Raw genomic sequence first — 15,405 nt, forward strand, 5'->3', positions numbered from 1 at the left:
CCGCCTGACAATTGTGGAAACGGCTGGTGATCGCTGTCATACTCACAGACATTGCCGGGCGGATGGCGCCTGCCCCTCGAGAGGGCGAAGAGCTTCGGGAAGTCACATGAGCGACACGCGATCACACGGCCGACCGGCCCGCACCACGGCCGGTTCGTGATGACGTCGGCTGTGCGTGATCCCGCATCGGGCGGACCGGCGAAACGCCCCCCGCGATGGTCGATCAGCAACTGGCCGGTCGGGTGGAAGGTCTTCGCGATCGTCCTGGTGCCGCTGCTCCTGGCCGGCGCCTTCGGCGGGTTGCGGATCCAGTCCGGCTGGAGCGAGGCGAACGGTCTCCGGTTGGCCGCCGACCGCGCCGACATGGTGCCCGCGATCTCCGACTACACGGGCGCGCTCGAAGCCGCCCTGCTCGCCAATTCGACCGGGGGAGACGCGCAGTCGGCGATCACCGCGTTCGACGGCGCCAAGGGGGACCTCCGCAGTCAGCTCGAGGCCACCGACGTCGTGCCGGACGTCGCCGACGGGGTGACCTCACTGCTCGACGACGGGCAGGCGCTGCTCGATCAGGTCGCGGCCAACGGCATCGGTCTCCGCGACCGCGTCACCACCTACGCGCCCATCCTGCTCACCGCCGAGGACGCCGTGAACGGGTCTGTCCGCGTCGACGACGAACGCATCCGCGCCGAGACGCTCGGGCTGTCCCGGGCGATGGGCGCGCGCGGCCAGATGATGATGCAGCAGCTGCTGGTCAACCTGGGCGGCGACATCCCCGAACCCGAACTGCGCACGTCGATGATCACGCTGGCGGGCACCGAGCCGTCGACGCTGTTCGGCATGGCCCAGGTGCTCGGCGTCGGCTCACCCGACGCGGAACGCCTCCAGGCCGAGATGGTCAAGCGGATGGCGCTGATGTCGGACCCCGCCGTGCCGCTGGTCGCCAACCCCGAGATGACCGAGTCGATCCGGGCGACCAACGACATCGCACTGCAGGTGATCGACCGGTCCACCTCGGCCGTCACGACCGCTGTGGGCGACGAGGCCGCGACGCAGCGCAGCGCGGCCATCCGCGACTCCGTGATCGTCGGCGCCGCCCTGCTGATCGCCCTGCTCCTGGTGGCCCTGGTGGCGCGCACCCTGGTCCGCCCGCTGCGGCGACTGCGCGACGGTGCCCTGAGGGTCGCGCACGAGGACCTGGCGCGCGAACTCGAACGGCTGCGCGCGGGTGAGGATCCCGGCGCCCTGCAGCCGCTGCCGGTGTACACCACCGAGGAGATCGGACAGGTCGCGCACGCCGTCGACGAGCTGCACGAGCAGGCGCTGATGCTGGCCGGCGAGCAGTCGCGACTACAGGTCCAGGTCGGCGACATGTTCGAGACGCTGTCCCGCCGGAGCCGGTCGCTGGTCGATCAGCAGCTCTCGCTCATCGACCGGTTGGAGCGCAACGAGGACGATCCGGAACGCCTGCAGAGCCTGTTCCGCCTCGACCACCTCGCCGCCCGGATGCGTCGCAACGGCGCCAACCTCCTGGTGCTCTCCGGCGCCCAGGTGCCCCGCGACCAGGTCGAGCCGGTGCCCGTCGCCGCACTGATCGACGCCGCCGCCTCGGAGGTCGAGGACTACACGCGCATCGTCACCTCCGAGGTGCCCGAGAGCGAGGTGGTCGGCGAGGTGGCCGGTGACCTCGTGCACCTGCTGGCCGAGCTGCTCGACAACGCGCTGCGCTACTCACCGCCGAACTCCCAGGTGCGGGTGTCGGCCGTGCACACCGGCAACGGCGGGCTCGTGCTCGAGGTCGGCGACGCGGGGCTCGGGATGACCGAGGCGGACCTGCGCGTCGCGAACACCCGCCTGCAGTCCGGCGGCGAGGTCAACCCGTACACCGCACGTCACATGGGGCTCTTCGTGGTCGGCAGGCTCGCCGCCCAGCACGGTCTCGTGGTCCGGCTGCGCAGCACCATCGCCGGCGACCAGAGTTCGGGCACGACGGCCGGGGTGTACGTGCCCGCCGAACTGCTGCTGCGCGGTGGGGTGCCCGTCGCGGCCGAGCCATCCGACCACGGCGCGGTGACCGAGAACATCCCCGTGCAGGCCCCGCCCCGCATGGCGCCGCCGCTCCCCTCGGCGCCACCCGACCCCGACCCCGTCGAGCGGCCCACCGCCGAGGCGGTCCCGGTGTCCTTCCTGCCGCAGCGCAGCCCCGGTGCGAGCGGGATCTCCGACATCCCGTCCGGCCCGCCCGGCTTCACCGAACTCGCGCCCGTCGCCAGGCGCGAGCAGCGGCGGCCCGAGCAGGACGACTGGCCCGAGGACACGTGGCCCGAGGAGTACGTCCCTGCCCGGTCGGCGCCCTACGTCGAGCCGCCGCGGCAGGCTCCAACCGACACCTCGGCGTTCTTCGCCTCACGGGGTCAGGCCGCCGAGAGGCACGACGAGGTCGACGTGCCGCCGGCCGAGCCCGCGGCCCGGGCACCCGACGAGGGCGACGGCAGCATCTTCTCGACGATGCTGTCCGAGTGGCTGATCGACGATCCCAACGACCTGGCCCAAAGCACCGACCTCGACTGGCAGACCGTGTGGGACAAGGGCTGGTCCGCCGCGGCGGCCGCCGAGCAGGCACCCGTCGCCGAGCACACCGAGGAGGGGCTGCCGGTGCGACAGCCTGGTGCTCGACTGGTGCCCGGAGCCGCCGACGATCAGGACGATCGCCCCGACGGGCCGACGAACGGCTTCGGCAACGGCGCCGCCCATCCGATCGACCACCCGCAGCCCGCACGCGATCCCGAGGCCGTCCGCGCGAGCATGAGCAGCCACTTCGGCGGCGTGCACGCCGGGCGTAGCCGCGTCCGCGAGAGCAGGGAGACAGACCGCGAATGACCCGTCCCGTCCCGCGTGAATCGCTCGACTGGCTGGTGGCCAGATTCGCCGACGAGGTGTCCGGTGTATCGCACGCCATCCTGGTGTCGGCCGACGGACTGCTGATGGCGTCCAGCGCGCACATGCCGGGGGAGCGGGCCGACCAACTGGCGGCGGTGTCGTCCGGGCTGGCGAGCCTGTCGGCGGGCGCGGCGCAGCTGTTCGACGGCGGGTACGTCCTGCAGTCGGTCGTCGAGATGGAGAACGGCTACCTCCTGCTGATGCGGGTCGGCGACGGGTCACACCTCGCGACGCTCGCGACCAGGTCGTGCGACATCGGTCAGATCGGTTACGAGATGGCGATCCTGGTCGAGCGGGTCGGCACCGTCATCCAGTCGGCGCGGCGCACCGCGCAGCGATCGTGAGCCGGCGTGGATTCATGGGAGCCCAGGGAACCGCAGCCTGAGGCGAGCCTGGTCCGGCCCTACGTCCTGACCGCCGGGCGCACCAGCCCGCGCGTCGACCTACCGCTCGAGGCGCCCGTCGAGACCGTCGACGCCGGGACGGACACGCACCGTCAGGTCAACGACGTCAGCGCCAGAATTCTCCGTCTCGCGACCGACGGCCCGTCCGTCGCGGAGATCGCGGCGCGTCTCTCGATTCCCCTCGGTGTCGCGCGCGTGCTCATCGGAGATCTCGTGGTGCAGGGGTATCTTCGGGTGCACGCGACGCTGTCCGACACGGCGACCACGGACGAACGACGAGAACTCATAGGGAGGACGCTGCGTGGCCTACGGGCACTCTGAGCCCCAGCGCTCCTCGGCTACGAAGATCGTCATCTCCGGCGGCTTCGGCGCCGGCAAGACGACCTTCGTGGGCGCCGTCTCGGAGATCATGCCGCTGCGCACGGAGGCCATCGTCACCACGGCCTCGTCCGGGCTCGACGGCCTCGACGCGACGCCGGACAAGAACACCACCACCGTCGCGATGGACTTCGGCCGCATCACCCTCGCCGACGACCTGGTGCTCTACCTGTTCGGGACGCCCGGGCAGCGGCGCTTCTGGTTCATGTGGGACGACCTGGTCCGCGGCGCCATCGGAGCGATCATCCTCGTCGACGTCCGCCGTCTGCAGGACAGCTTCGCCGCCGTCGACTTCTTCGAGGCCCGCGGACTGCCGTTCATCGTGGCGGTCAACGAGTTCGACGACGCCCCGCGTCACCCCGGGTTCGCCGTGCGAAAGGCGCTCGCGCTACCCGACCACGTTCCCGTCGTGGGAGTGGACGCTCGGGACCGGCAGTCGGCGCGGGCCGCTCTGATCACCGTCGCCGAGTACGCACTGACGAGCCTGACGGCGTCATCGCACTGACGTGGCGGATTCCCATGCCGACGACGTGTGGGTCGACCGCGAGTTCGTCGGGCACGACTTCCGCGGCGAGGACCTGAGCCGGATCCGCACCGAGCGGGTCGTCTTCACCGACTGCGACTTCGGCGGTGTCGACCTCACCGAGTCGGAGCACCTGGGCTCGGCGTTCCGCAACTGCGACTTCCGTCGGGCCTCGCTGCTGCACGGCGTGTTTCGGCAGTGCTCCCTGCTGGGGTCGGTCTTCACGGACACCCGGTTCCGCCCCATCACGCTGGCCGAGGTCGATCTGAGCCTGACCGTGCTCGGTGGCTGCGACCTCCAGAAGGTGGACCTCAGCGACTGCCGGCTGCGCGAGGCGAGCCTCGTGGGCGCCGACCTCCGCAAGGCGGTGCTGCGCCGCGCCGACCTCACCGGTGCCCGCACGCAGGACGCGAAGTTCGAGGAGGCCGACCTGCGCGGCGCGCGCGTCGACGCCACGTTCTGGACGACGGCGAAGATCCGCGGCGCCAAGGTCGACGTCGACCAGGCGATCGCCTACGCCGTGGCGCACGCGCTGGTCATCGGCGACTGACTAGCCGGACTTGAGCCGGATCTTGAACCGCACGAAGCACAGATAGAAGATCGACAGGCCGCCCAGCATCGCCATGTCGAGGATCCAGGCGCCCGAGTCGTGCTTCCAGTGGGAGTCGTCGGGCATGATCGGCGGCTTCACCATGTCGGTGACCCCCACCGTCGACGCGGTCGCGGCGAACCCCCAGCGAGCGGGCGTCACCCACGACATCTGGTCGAGCGGGGCCCGGCCCGTGACCGGGATCAGGCCGCCGGAGAACACCAGCTGAGACATGACCGCCACGACGAGCAGCGGCATGATCTGGTCGCTGGTCCTCGCCAGCGCCGACAGGGCCAGACCGACCGTGGCCGCGCAGATGGTGGTCGCGGCCATGCCGAGGTACAGCTCGAACGCCGCAGCCGTCTCACTACTGCCCAGCACCACGGCGCCGTTCTTGGGCAACCCGACGCCGATCAGCGTGATCGCCGTGACGATGCCGGATTGCACGAGCGCGAACACCGAGTAGATGGAGACCTTCGCCAGCAGGTAGGCGGAGGTGGACAGACCCACCGCCTGTTCGCGCAGGAAGATCGCCCGCTCGCCGATGAGGTCGCGGACGGTCAGCGCGGTGCCCATGAAGATGGCGCCGACGTTGAGCAGCACCAGGACCTGGCCCGGCTGGTTGGGCGCGTCGCCCACCGGTGAGGGTTGCCCGAAGCCGGTGCTGCCGGGGACCGACAGCGACAGCACGCCCATGATGAACGGGAGCACCGCCAGGAAGATGAAGTAACCCCGGTCGGAGACGATGAGCCGCATCTGCCGTCGCGCGATCGTCCAGAACTGGCGCATCACGCTGGTGGCGGCGGGACTGCCGAGGTCGGCGGGTTGCTCCGCCGGTGGCGCGGGCGGCGGCGGACCGTTGATCTCCAGGTAGCGCCTGCTGGCCGCGTCGGGATCGCCGGCGACCGTGCTGAAGATGTCGGCCCAGTTGGTGGTGCCCAGCTGCGCGCCGATCTGGTCGGGCGGGCCACAGAACGCCGTCTTGCCGCCCGGCGCGAGGAGCAGCACCTGGTCGCACACGTCGAGGTAGGTCAGCGAGTGCGTGACGACGAGGACCACGCGGCCCGCGTCGGCGAGCTGGCGCAGCATCGTCATGACCTGGCGGTCGAGCGCGGGATCCAGACCCGAGGTCGGCTCGTCGAGGATCAGCAGCGATGGGCCGGTGAGGAGTTCGAGTGCGACCGACGCGCGCTTGCGCTGGCCGCCGGAGAGCTTGTCGACGCGGGTCTCGAGGTGCTTGGTCATCTCGAGTTCCTCGAGGACCTGCATGACGACGTGCTCGCGGTCCTCCTTGGTGGTGTCCGGGGGGAGCCGGAGTTCCGCGGCGTACATCAGGGCCTGCTTGACCGTGAGCTGGCCGTGCACCACGTCGTCCTGCGGCACCATGCCGATTCGGGAGCGGAGCGAGGCGTACTCGGAGTGGATGTCGTGACCCTCGAAGGTCACGGTGCCGCTGGTGGGGTGGGTGTAGCCGGCGACGAGCTTCGCGAACGTCGACTTGCCCGCACCGGACGGACCGATCACCGCGGTCAGCGTGCCCGTGCGCGCGGCCAGCGAGATGTTGTTCAGCAGCGTCTTGTTGCCCTCGATGGTCCACGTGACGCCGTTGACCTCGAGGCCGCCGGTCTTCGTCGCCGCGGCCTCGGTCTGGGTGCGGCGGGCCAGGCTGCCGCCGGAGAAGACGAGGTCGACGTTGCCGATCGTGACCACGTCGCCGTCGCGCAGCAGCGCCGCCTCGACGCGGGTGCCGTTGACGAACGTGCCGTTGATGCTGCGGTTGTCGACGATCTCGGTGCCCGCGGGTGTGAGCACCAGGCTGGCGTGGTGGCGACCGGCCAGCACGTCGGGGATGACGATGTCGTTGTCGGTCGCGCGACCGATCTTGACCGACCCCGCGGGCGCGTCGGGTGCGCGTCCCGGCCGCAGGATCTTCATCATGCTCGTGGCGAGGTTGCCCTCGCTCTGCCGCGGCGCGGCAGTGGGACCGAGTCGGGTGACCGGCTCCGCCGACGGTCCCGAGATGGGCTGCGACGGCTGCGGCGCGTACCGCTGCTGCTGCGCGCTCGGGTATCCCTGCGGCGCACCGGGATAGCCGGTCTGCGGTCCACTGGGGTAGGCCCGGCCGCCGCTGGGTGGCGGTGCGGCCGACGGCCCCGACGGGTAGCGCGGCTGCTGTCCCGAGGGGTATCCGCCGCGCGGCGGAGGCATGGTCCCGGGTGGCATGGTCCCGGGTGGCTGCGTCGGCCAGGAGGCGCTCGGCCGGCCTGCGACGGGCACCGCGGCGGTCGGCGGTGGTGAGCCGACCGCGCCCTGGTGTCGGCCGACCTCGAAGGACAGCCGGGGGCCGTCGGGATTGCCGATGTTGAGACTGAGGCCGTCGGTGATGTCGACGACGGGGACGCGCTGGCCGTTGACGTAGATCCCGTTGAGGGAGCCGTTGTCGATCGCCAGCCAGCGCCCCTGGTCGAATCTGAGGAGCAGGTGCGCCCGAGAGGTCAGCGGGTGGGCGATGCGGATGTCGGCCCGCAGGTCACGGCCGATCACCACGTCGTTGCCGGCCGCGAAGGTCCGGGCCGACCCGTCGTGGCGAACTGTCAGGGCGGGCGGGGCTGGTCGCGTCATCGGAACCGACTCTATCGGTTGGGGCGTCGTCTCCGTCCGGCCCTCGCCGCGGGTGTCGGGGTGGATCTCAGCCGGGCATGCCCGTCACCACGCAGTGGGTGTGGGTGTAGATGGTGGCCATGCACTTGTTGCAGTGCGTGCACGCCGACCTGACCGAGCGGGCCTCTCCGTCGTCGGCGATGCGGTTGATCAGGTCGGGCTCGGCGAGCAGGGCGCGTCCCATCGCGACGAAGTCGAATCCCTCGGCCATCGCCAGGTCCATCGTCTCGCGGTTGGTGATGCCGCCGAGCAGGATCAGCGGCATCGTCAGTTCGGCGCGGAACCGGCGCGCCTTGTCCAGCAGGAACGCCTCGCGGTAGGGGTACTCGCGGAAGAACTTCTTCCCGGTCATCCGGATGCCCCAGCTCAGCGGGGGCTTGAAGGCGCCGGCGAACTCCTTGATCGGGGCGTCGCCGTGGAAGAGGTACAGCGGGTTGACCAGCGAGCTGCCCGCGGTCAGTTCCAGTGCGTCGAGTCCGCCGTCCTCCTCGAGCCACTTCGCGGTCTGGATGGACTCGTCCATCGGAATTCCGGCGCGGACCCCGTCGGTCATGTTCAGTTTTGCGGTGACGGCGATCTGGTCGCCCACCGCGTCCCGGACGGCGCGCACGACGCCGCGGGCGACCTTGGCCCGGTTCTCCAGCGACCCGCCGAACTCGTCCTTGCGTCGGTTGAGCAGTGGACTGAGGAAGGAACTGGCGAGGTAGTTGTGGCCCAGGTGCACCTCGACGGCGTCGAAGCCGGAGTCGACGGCCAGCCGGGCGGCGTTGGCGTGGGCCCTGGTCACCTCGGCGATGTCGTCGCGGGTGGCCTTCCTCGCGAAGCGCATCGACAACGGGTTGAAGAACCGCACCGGCGCGAGGGCAGGCGCCTTGTTGGTCCGGGCGTTGGCGACGGGACCGGCATGCCCGATCTGAGCGCTGATCGCCGCGCCCTCGGCGTGGATCGCGTCGGTCAGGCGGCGCAGGCCGGGCACGGCCTCGGGCCGCATCCAGATCTGCCATCCGTCGGTGCGTCCGCCCGGCGCCACCGCGCAGTAGGCGACGGTCGTCATGCCCACGCCACCCGCGGCGGGAAGCCGGTGATAGTTGATCAGGTCGTCGGTGACCAGTGCGTTCGGGGTGGCTGCCTCGAAGGTCGCGGCCTTGATGATGCGGTTGCGCAGCGTCACCGGACCCAGCCGGGCTGGGCTGAAGACATCGGTGAACACATTGGGCTGAGTGTTCATTCACCGGAGCCTGCCACAATGGCCCCGTGGGAGCGATCACTCTGGACGGCAAGGCCACGCGCGACGAGATCTTCGAGGATCTGAAGACGAGGGTCGCGGCCCTCACCAAGGCTGGGCGTACCCCCGGCCTGGGCACGGTCCTGGTCGGCGACGACCCCGGATCGCACGCCTACGTGCGGGGCAAGCACGCCGACTGCGCGAAGGTCGGCATCACCTCGATCCGGCGCGACCTGCCCGCCGACATCAGCCAGTCGATGCTCGAGGAGACGATCGACGAGCTGAACGCCAACCCGGAGTGCACCGGGTACATCGTGCAGCTCCCGCTGCCGAAGCACCTGGACGAGAACGCCGCCCTCGAACGCATCGACCCCGCCAAGGACGCCGACGGCCTCCATCCCACCAACCTGGGCCGGCTGGTGCTCAACGAGCCCGCCGCGCTGCCGTGCACCCCGCGCGGCATCGTTCACCTGCTTCGCCGCTACGAGGTGGAGATCGCCGGCGCCCACGTCGTGGTCATCGGCCGCGGCGTCACGGTGGGCCGCCCGATGGGCCTGCTGCTGACGCGTCGTTCCGAGAACGCGACGGTCACGCTGTGCCACACCGCGACTCGCCACCTGCCGCAGCTCACCCTCGAGGCCGACATCGTCATCGCCGCCGCGGGCGTCCCGCACATGGTCACCGCCGAGATGGTCAAGCGCGGCGCCGCCGTCGTCGACGTCGGGGTGAGCCGCGACGACGCCGGGAAGCTCGTCGGCGACGTGGCGCCCGACGTGTGGGACGTCGCCGGGCACGTGTCGCCGAACCCGGGCGGGGTCGGACCGCTGACCCGGGCGTTCCTGCTCACGAACGTCGTCGAAGCCGACGAGGCGAAAGTGCTTTGACGCCAAGAGAGTTCGTCCGCAAGGTGGTCGCCGGGCAGTGGCCGATCCTGACGGTCGGACTGTTCTTCGTGGCGGCGTTCGTCCTGGTGGTCGCGGGATACTGGCGCCGTGGTGCGCTCGTCCTCGCGATCGGCGTGGGGGTCGCCGCGGCGATGCGACTCGCCCTCTCCGAGGACCGGGCGGGACTCCTGGTCGTGCGCTCGCGGACCATCGACTTCGCCACCACCGCCTCGGTGAGCGCCGCGATGCTCTACATCGCGTGGACGATCGACCCGTTGGGGACGAGCTAGCCGCTCGATGTTGCCCGACGGGCAATTTTGCATGGTGTGCAAGATCAGGCGTACGGTGGCGGCATGTCCGGACTCCGCGAACGCAAGAAGGCCGACACCCGCCGTGCGCTGAGTGACGCCGCGCTCGAGCTGGCCTTCGAGCACGGCTTCGACGGCGTCACCCGGGAGGCGATCGCGAGCCTGGCGGGCGTGTCGCTGCGCACCTTCAACAACTACTTCGCCGGCAAGTACGAGGCCCTGACCTACCGGATCACCGAGCGCATGCAGCGTGGCATCGCGGCGTTCCGCGCCCGCCCCGTCGACGAGCCCCTGTGGACGTCGATCACCGAGGCGCTGGTCGGGACCATCGAGGAGGATCTGGGCACGCCCGACCATCCCGAGGCCTTCGCCGATCGCGCCGAACTCGCCGAGATCCGCACGCTCCTGCTGACCCCCGAAGTCCGCAACGCGATCCCGCAGCACCACTTCGACGACTGGGTCGACGCCATCGCCGAGCGGACCGGCACCGACGCCGAGCACGACGTCTACCCCCGGCTGGTCGCCGCCGTCCTCCGGGCGGTCGGCGACGTCGCGATGGAGGCCTACGCGAAGTCCGAACCGCCCATTCCCTATTCGACGATCCTGCGCGACGCGCTGGCCACCGTCGGCGCGGGACTGCCCGAACCCCACCACGGAAGGACCGCGCCATGACCGACGCATCCGTCGTCATCTCCGGAGCCGGACCCAACGGCCTGCTGCTCGCCTGCGAACTCGCACTCGCCGGGGTCCGTCCCGTCGTGCTGGAGCGTGCGCCCGGGCCCAGCGACGAACCCAAGGCCAACGGCCTCGTCGGGCAGGTGATCCGCCAGCTGGACATGCGCGGCCTGTACCCGGCGTTCAGCGGCGCACCCACTCCGCCGGAGCCGGCCGCCGGATGGATCTTCGCCGGGATGACCCTCGACTTCACCGGGCTGGCGAGCAATCCGATGCACGCGCTGATGATCTCGCAACCGGACGTGACGCGGCTGCTCGCGCACCGCGCCGCCGACCTCGGCGTCGACGTCCGGTGGGGGCACGAACTCCTCGACATGACACCGGGTACCGACGGCGTCACGACGCGGGTGGCGGCGGGGGACCGCGAGTACCGACTCGACGCCGACTGGCTCGTCGGTGCCGACGGTGGCCGCAGTCCGGTGCGCAAGGCGGCGGGCATCGGGTTCCCCGGGAGCACGACTCCGATGATCGCGCGGATCGCCAACGTGGGACTGCCCGACGGCGTGCTGGGCTCGGACGGCAGCATCGACGTACCGGGATTCGGGCGCATACCGTTCGGCCACAACCGATTCGACGACGGCGGCGTCATCCTGTTCGCCAGGCAACCCGGCCGCACCATGCTGGGCACCATCGAGTTCGTCGACGTCGTGGGCCACTTCGCCGACGACCTCACCATCGACGAACTCCGGCACAGCCTGCGGCGGGTACTCGGCGTGGACGTCCCGATCACCGCGCCCGACTACCCGGGCCCGCACGTGCTTCGCCGCATCGCCGGGCAGAACACCCGCCAGGCCGAGAGGTACCGGGCCGGACGCGTCCTGCTCGTCGGCGACGCCGCGCACGTGCACTCCGCGATGGGTGGGCCCGGACTCAACCTCGGCATGCAGGACGTGTTCAACCTCGGCTGGAAACTGGCCGCGGTCGCCGACGGCAGGATGCCCGCGGACCTGCTCGACACCTACGAGTCCGAACGCTTCCCGGTCGGCGAGCGGGTGATGATGCACTCCCGCGCGCAGCTGGCGCTCATGTCGCCGGGGCCCGAAGTCGCCTCCCTGCGAACGTTGTTCGGCGAGCTACTCGGCGAGTCCGAGGTGCGGGAGCACATGGCCGGCCTGCTCGCGGGTGCCGACGTCCGCTACGACATGGGCGGAGCAGACCACCCGTTGACGGGATACCTGGTCCCCGACCTCGCCCTCGACGACGGCCGCCGGGTGCTCGACCTGCTGCACGCCGGCCGGCCGGTGCTGCTCGACCGCACCGGCGATTTCGGCGGACCCGCGACCGACGTCGACGTGGTGCGGGGCCGGCTCCGGCCGAACGGGTTGGCGGGCATGCTGATTAGGCCGGACGGATACGTGGCGTGGGCGGCCGACGAGATGGACGACGCCGCTCGCCGCGGGCTGGAGGAGGCGTCGAGCCGGTGGTGCGGGCGCGAACTCAGCTCAGCGTCGCCCGCACGCACACCGTGACGTACGGCAGCGCGAGTCCCGACGTGTTCACCAGTGCCGGATGCGTCGCGAGCAGATCCCGCACCCGCTCCAGCGTGCGGGTGCGCACCTCGTCCGGCGAAGTGATGCAGTAGCTGCGTGACGCGACGAGGTCGATGAGCGCCTGCGGCGTCACGTAACTCGTCCACTCGACCTGGCGTCGCTCGAGGTCGGCGAACGGCTCGGGCAACGTCACCGTCTGCGTGAACGGGTCGACCTCGTGACCGATGATGCGGCCCAGATCCTTGACCCAGCCGAGGCGTTCGTCGCGGTTGTTCCACACCAGGCCCAGCCGTCCGCCCGGTCGCAGCACGCGCGCCACCTCGCTGATGGCGCGGCCCGGATCGAACCAGTGCCAGGCCTGAGCCACCAGCACCGAGTCGACGCTGTCGTCCGGCAGCGGGATGTCCTCGGCCGTACCGAGCAGCGCGGGGGTGCCCGGCAGTGAACCCTTCAGCACCTCGAGCATCTCGGGGATCGGGTCGACGGCGGTCACGTCGAGGCCGCGCTCCACCAGGCGCGCAGTCAGCTTGCCGGTGCCCGCACCGAGGTCGAGCACGCTGCGGGCGCCCGTCGGCAGCAGCCAGTCGATGGCGTCCGGCGGATACGAGGGCCTGCCGCGTTCGTAGGCCGACGCGGCCGAACCGAACGACAGCGACTTCTCCTGTCGCGACACGTGATCTGCGGTCAACGCGGGGCCTTCTCGGACGCCAGCTCCAGGGTCCGCCGGATCAGGGCGCCGACGACGTCGGTCTCCACGAGGAAGCCGTCGTGCCCGTACTCCGACTCCACCACGTTGAGTTCGGTGCACCCCGGGAGCAGGTCGGCGAGTTCCTGCTGCAGCCGCAGCGGATACAGCCGGTCCGACGTGATGCCGCCGACGACGACCGGGACGTCGCATCCGGCGAGCGCGGGCCGCACTCCGCCGCGGCCCCGTCCGACGTCGTGACTGCTCAGCGCATCGGTGAGCGTGACGTAGGTGCCCGCATCGAATCGCGCCGCGAGCTTGCCGCCCTGGTGTTCGAGGTAGCTCTGCACGGCGTATCGCCCACCGCCGGTAACAGATTCGCCGTCCTGGGCGTCGTTGCCGAACCGGTCGTCCAGCTCCTGTTCGCCCCGGTAGGTCAGGTGGGCGAATCGCCGGGCGATCTCGATGCCGGCGTTCGGTGCCCGTCCCGTGCCGTGGTAGTCGCCGTTCTGCCAGTTCGGGTCGGCCTTGATCGCCGACACCTGGGTGCTCTGCGTACCGATCTGATCGGCGGTCGCCCGTGCGCCCACCGCCAGGATCAGTGCGGCGCGGACGGTGTCGGGATGGCCGACGATCCACTCCAGCGCGCGGGCGCCACCCATCGATCCGCCCACGACGGCCGCGACGCGGGTGATGCCGAGCGCCGCGAGGGCCGCCAGGTCCGCGTCGACCTGGTCGCGCACCGTGATGGCGGGGAAGCGCGACCCCCACGGGCGTCCGTCGGCCGCAACGGAACTCGGGCCCGTCGAGCCTCGGCATCCGCCGAGTACGTTGGTCGCGATCGCGCACCAGCGGTCGGTGTCGATCGGCGCGCCGGGGCCGGCGACGCCGTCCCACCAGCCGGGGGTCGGATGGTCGGGGCCCGCGGGGCCGGTGATGTGCGAGTCGCCGGTGAGGGCGTGCAGGACGACGACGACGTTGTCCCGCGTCGGGGACAACTCGCCCCACCGCTGGACGGCGATCGAGACGTCGTCGAGGACGACCCCGCTCTCCAGCGTCAGCGTGCCGACGTCGACCACGCCGACCTCGCCCTCAGGGGGCAGTTCGGCGGTGGCGGGCACGGAGTACGAGGTGCGTTCGGCGAGCGTCACACCGACGCCACCGTGTGCGAGGAGCCGGCGAACACCCGCGCTGCGGCGAAGCCCTGCTCCAGGTCGGCGAGGATGTCGGCGATGCCCTCGATGCCGACGGCCAGCCGCACCAGGCCGGGCGTGACGCCGGTGGCGAGCTGCTCCTCGGGACTCAGCTGGGCGTGCGTGGTCGAGGCGGGGTGGATCACCAGGGAGCGCACGTCACCGATGTTGGCGACGTGGCTGTGCAGGCTCAGCGCGTTGACGAAGGCCTTGCCGGCCTCGGCGCCACCGGTCAGCTCGAAGGCCAGCACGGCGCCGGTGCCCCTGGGCGCCAGCTCCCGGCCCACCTCGTACCAGGGCGAGCTGGGCAGCCCGGCGTAGTTCACCGACGTCACCTCGTCGCGGCCCTCGAGGAACTCGGCGACCTGCTGGGCGTTCTGGACGTGCCGCTCCATGCGCAGGCTCAACGTCTCCAGGCCCTGCGAGACGAGGAACGCGTTGAACGGCGCGGCCGACGAGCCGAGGTCGCGCAGCAGTTGCACGCGCGCCTTGATCGCGTATGCGGGCGGGCCGAGTTCGCTGAACACGACACCGTGATAACTCGGATCGGGGGTGGTGAAACCCGGATGGCGGCCCCGGGTCCAGTCGAAGTTGCCGCTGTCGACGATGACGCCTGCGATCGCCGTGCCGTGACCGCCGAGGTACTTGGTGGCCGAGTGCACGACGATGTCGGCGCCGTGTTCGATGGGCCGGATCAGGTAGGGCGTCGGGATCGTGTTGTCGACGATGAGCGGGACGCCGCTGTCGTGGGCCACGCCGGCGACACCCGGGATGTTCAGCACGTCGATCTGCGGGTTGGAGATGGTCTCGGCGAAGAACGCCTTCGTGTTGGGCCGGACGGCCGCGCGCCACGACTCGAGGTCGTCGGGGTCCTCGACGAAGCTGACCTCGATGCCGAGCTTGGGCAGCGAGTAGTGGAACAGGTTGTACGTGCCGCCGTAGAGGCGCGGGCTGGACACGATGTGATCGCCGACCGAGGCGAGGTTGAGGATCGCGAAGGTCTCGGCGGCCTGCCCCGACGACAGGAGGAGCGCGGCGACGCCGCCCTCGAGGGCGGCGATGCGCTGCTCGACGGCGTCCTGGGTCGGGTTGCCGATGCGGGTGTAGATGTTGCCCGGCTCCTGCAGACCGAACAGCGCCGCGGCGTGCGCGACGTCGTCGAACACGTACGACGTGGTCTGGTAGATCGGGAGGGCGCGGGCGTTGGTCGCGACGTCGGGGGTCTGACCCGCGTGGACCTGCTTGGTCTCGAACGCCCAGAGTGCGGTGGGGTCGTCTTCGGGTGCGGTCATGGTGGTGCTCCTACGGGGTGGGGAAGTCGGATGCCGGAGGCACGGCAGGTACCGCGCCCGTGGGATTCACGAACGACGACACATGATGAGCCTCCGGGTGT

14 protein-coding genes are annotated in these 15,405 nt (G+C 70.9%); 9 read left to right on the plus strand and 5 right to left on the minus strand.

Translation table 11 applies throughout. The annotated features are described in order from the left end of the window. Positions 1-159 precede the first annotated feature (159 nt). The 5 genes from G6N64_RS12540 to G6N64_RS12560 are packed head-to-tail and all read left to right on the plus strand — an operon-like array spanning position 160 to position 4,792. Positions 160-2,877 (plus strand): HAMP domain-containing sensor histidine kinase, encoded by a 2,718-nt coding sequence (locus tag G6N64_RS12540; RefSeq protein WP_163801689.1) that lies wholly within the window; start codon positions 160-162, stop codon positions 2,875-2,877. Next, the gene (locus G6N64_RS12545; protein WP_163797359.1) at positions 2,874-3,281 is read left to right on the plus strand and encodes a roadblock/LC7 domain-containing protein; all 408 of its coding nucleotides are present in this window, start codon (positions 2,874-2,876) and stop codon (positions 3,279-3,281) included. The genes G6N64_RS12540 and G6N64_RS12545 overlap by 4 nt, the downstream gene beginning before the upstream one ends. 6 nt (positions 3,282-3,287) lie before the next feature. Continuing rightward, positions 3,288-3,662, plus strand: coding sequence for a DUF742 domain-containing protein (locus G6N64_RS12550; protein WP_163797360.1), 375 nt, complete (start codon positions 3,288-3,290; stop codon positions 3,660-3,662). Next, on the plus strand, positions 3,643-4,224 hold the full coding sequence (locus G6N64_RS12555) for a GTP-binding protein (protein ID WP_163797361.1): 582 nt from the start codon (positions 3,643-3,645) through the stop codon (positions 4,222-4,224). The genes G6N64_RS12550 and G6N64_RS12555 overlap by 20 nt, the downstream gene beginning before the upstream one ends. A 1-nt stretch (position 4,225) precedes the next feature. Next, complete coding sequence (locus G6N64_RS12560) at positions 4,226-4,792, plus strand: pentapeptide repeat-containing protein (protein ID WP_163797362.1); 567 nt, start codon at positions 4,226-4,228, stop codon at positions 4,790-4,792. On the opposite strand, the gene G6N64_RS12565 is transcribed toward G6N64_RS12560, so the two are convergent. Beyond that, positions 4,793-7,453 carry an ATP-binding cassette domain-containing protein gene (locus G6N64_RS12565; protein ID WP_163797363.1) on the minus strand — a complete coding sequence of 887 codons (2,661 nt, stop codon included), beginning with the start codon at positions 7,451-7,453 and terminating at the stop codon, positions 4,793-4,795. 67 nt (positions 7,454-7,520) lie between these two features. Continuing rightward, positions 7,521-8,720, minus strand: a complete 1,200-nt coding sequence (locus G6N64_RS12570; RefSeq protein ID WP_163797364.1) for an NADH:flavin oxidoreductase — start codon at positions 8,718-8,720, stop codon at positions 7,521-7,523. Between the two features lie 26 nt (positions 8,721-8,746). Between G6N64_RS12570 and G6N64_RS12575 the strand changes: the two genes are divergently transcribed. The 4 genes from G6N64_RS12575 (at position 8,747) to G6N64_RS12590 (ending at position 12,113) form a co-directional block, all read left to right on the plus strand. Then, positions 8,747-9,601, plus strand: a complete 855-nt coding sequence (locus G6N64_RS12575) for a bifunctional methylenetetrahydrofolate dehydrogenase/methenyltetrahydrofolate cyclohydrolase (protein WP_163797365.1) — start codon at positions 8,747-8,749, stop codon at positions 9,599-9,601. Further along, on the plus strand, positions 9,598-9,891 hold the full coding sequence (locus G6N64_RS12580; RefSeq protein ID WP_163797366.1) for a DUF3017 domain-containing protein: 294 nt from the start codon (positions 9,598-9,600) through the stop codon (positions 9,889-9,891). Before G6N64_RS12575 ends, G6N64_RS12580 begins: the two co-directional genes overlap by 4 nt. 63 nt (positions 9,892-9,954) lie before the next feature. Continuing rightward, complete coding sequence (locus tag G6N64_RS12585) at positions 9,955-10,581, plus strand: TetR family transcriptional regulator (RefSeq protein ID WP_163797367.1); 627 nt, start codon at positions 9,955-9,957, stop codon at positions 10,579-10,581. Further along, complete coding sequence (locus G6N64_RS12590; RefSeq protein ID WP_163797368.1) at positions 10,578-12,113, plus strand: FAD-dependent monooxygenase; 1,536 nt, start codon at positions 10,578-10,580, stop codon at positions 12,111-12,113. The genes G6N64_RS12585 and G6N64_RS12590 overlap by 4 nt, the downstream gene beginning before the upstream one ends. Here G6N64_RS12590 and G6N64_RS12595 read toward each other — a convergent pair. Genes G6N64_RS12595 through G6N64_RS12605 form a run of 3 tightly spaced genes read right to left on the minus strand, consistent with a single transcriptional unit; the run spans position 12,082 to position 15,304 of the window. Then, positions 12,082-12,822, minus strand: coding sequence for a class I SAM-dependent methyltransferase (locus tag G6N64_RS12595; RefSeq protein WP_246231128.1), 741 nt, complete (start codon positions 12,820-12,822; stop codon positions 12,082-12,084). The two genes, G6N64_RS12590 and G6N64_RS12595, sit on opposite strands and share 32 nt — an antisense overlap. Further along, the gene (gene metX, locus G6N64_RS12600) at positions 12,819-13,970 is read right to left on the minus strand and encodes a homoserine O-acetyltransferase MetX (protein ID WP_174266801.1); all 1,152 of its coding nucleotides are present in this window, start codon (positions 13,968-13,970) and stop codon (positions 12,819-12,821) included. The genes G6N64_RS12595 and metX overlap by 4 nt, the downstream gene beginning before the upstream one ends. Further along, positions 13,967-15,304 carry a bifunctional o-acetylhomoserine/o-acetylserine sulfhydrylase gene (locus tag G6N64_RS12605; RefSeq protein WP_163797369.1) on the minus strand — a complete coding sequence of 446 codons (1,338 nt, stop codon included), beginning with the start codon at positions 15,302-15,304 and terminating at the stop codon, positions 13,967-13,969. The genes metX and G6N64_RS12605 overlap by 4 nt, the downstream gene beginning before the upstream one ends. Positions 15,305-15,405: the final 101 nt, after the last annotated feature.

The sequence above is a fragment of the Mycolicibacterium sediminis genome (genome assembly GCF_010731735.1).
Taxonomy (GTDB): Bacteria; Actinomycetota; Actinomycetes; order Mycobacteriales; family Mycobacteriaceae; genus Mycobacterium; species Mycobacterium sediminis.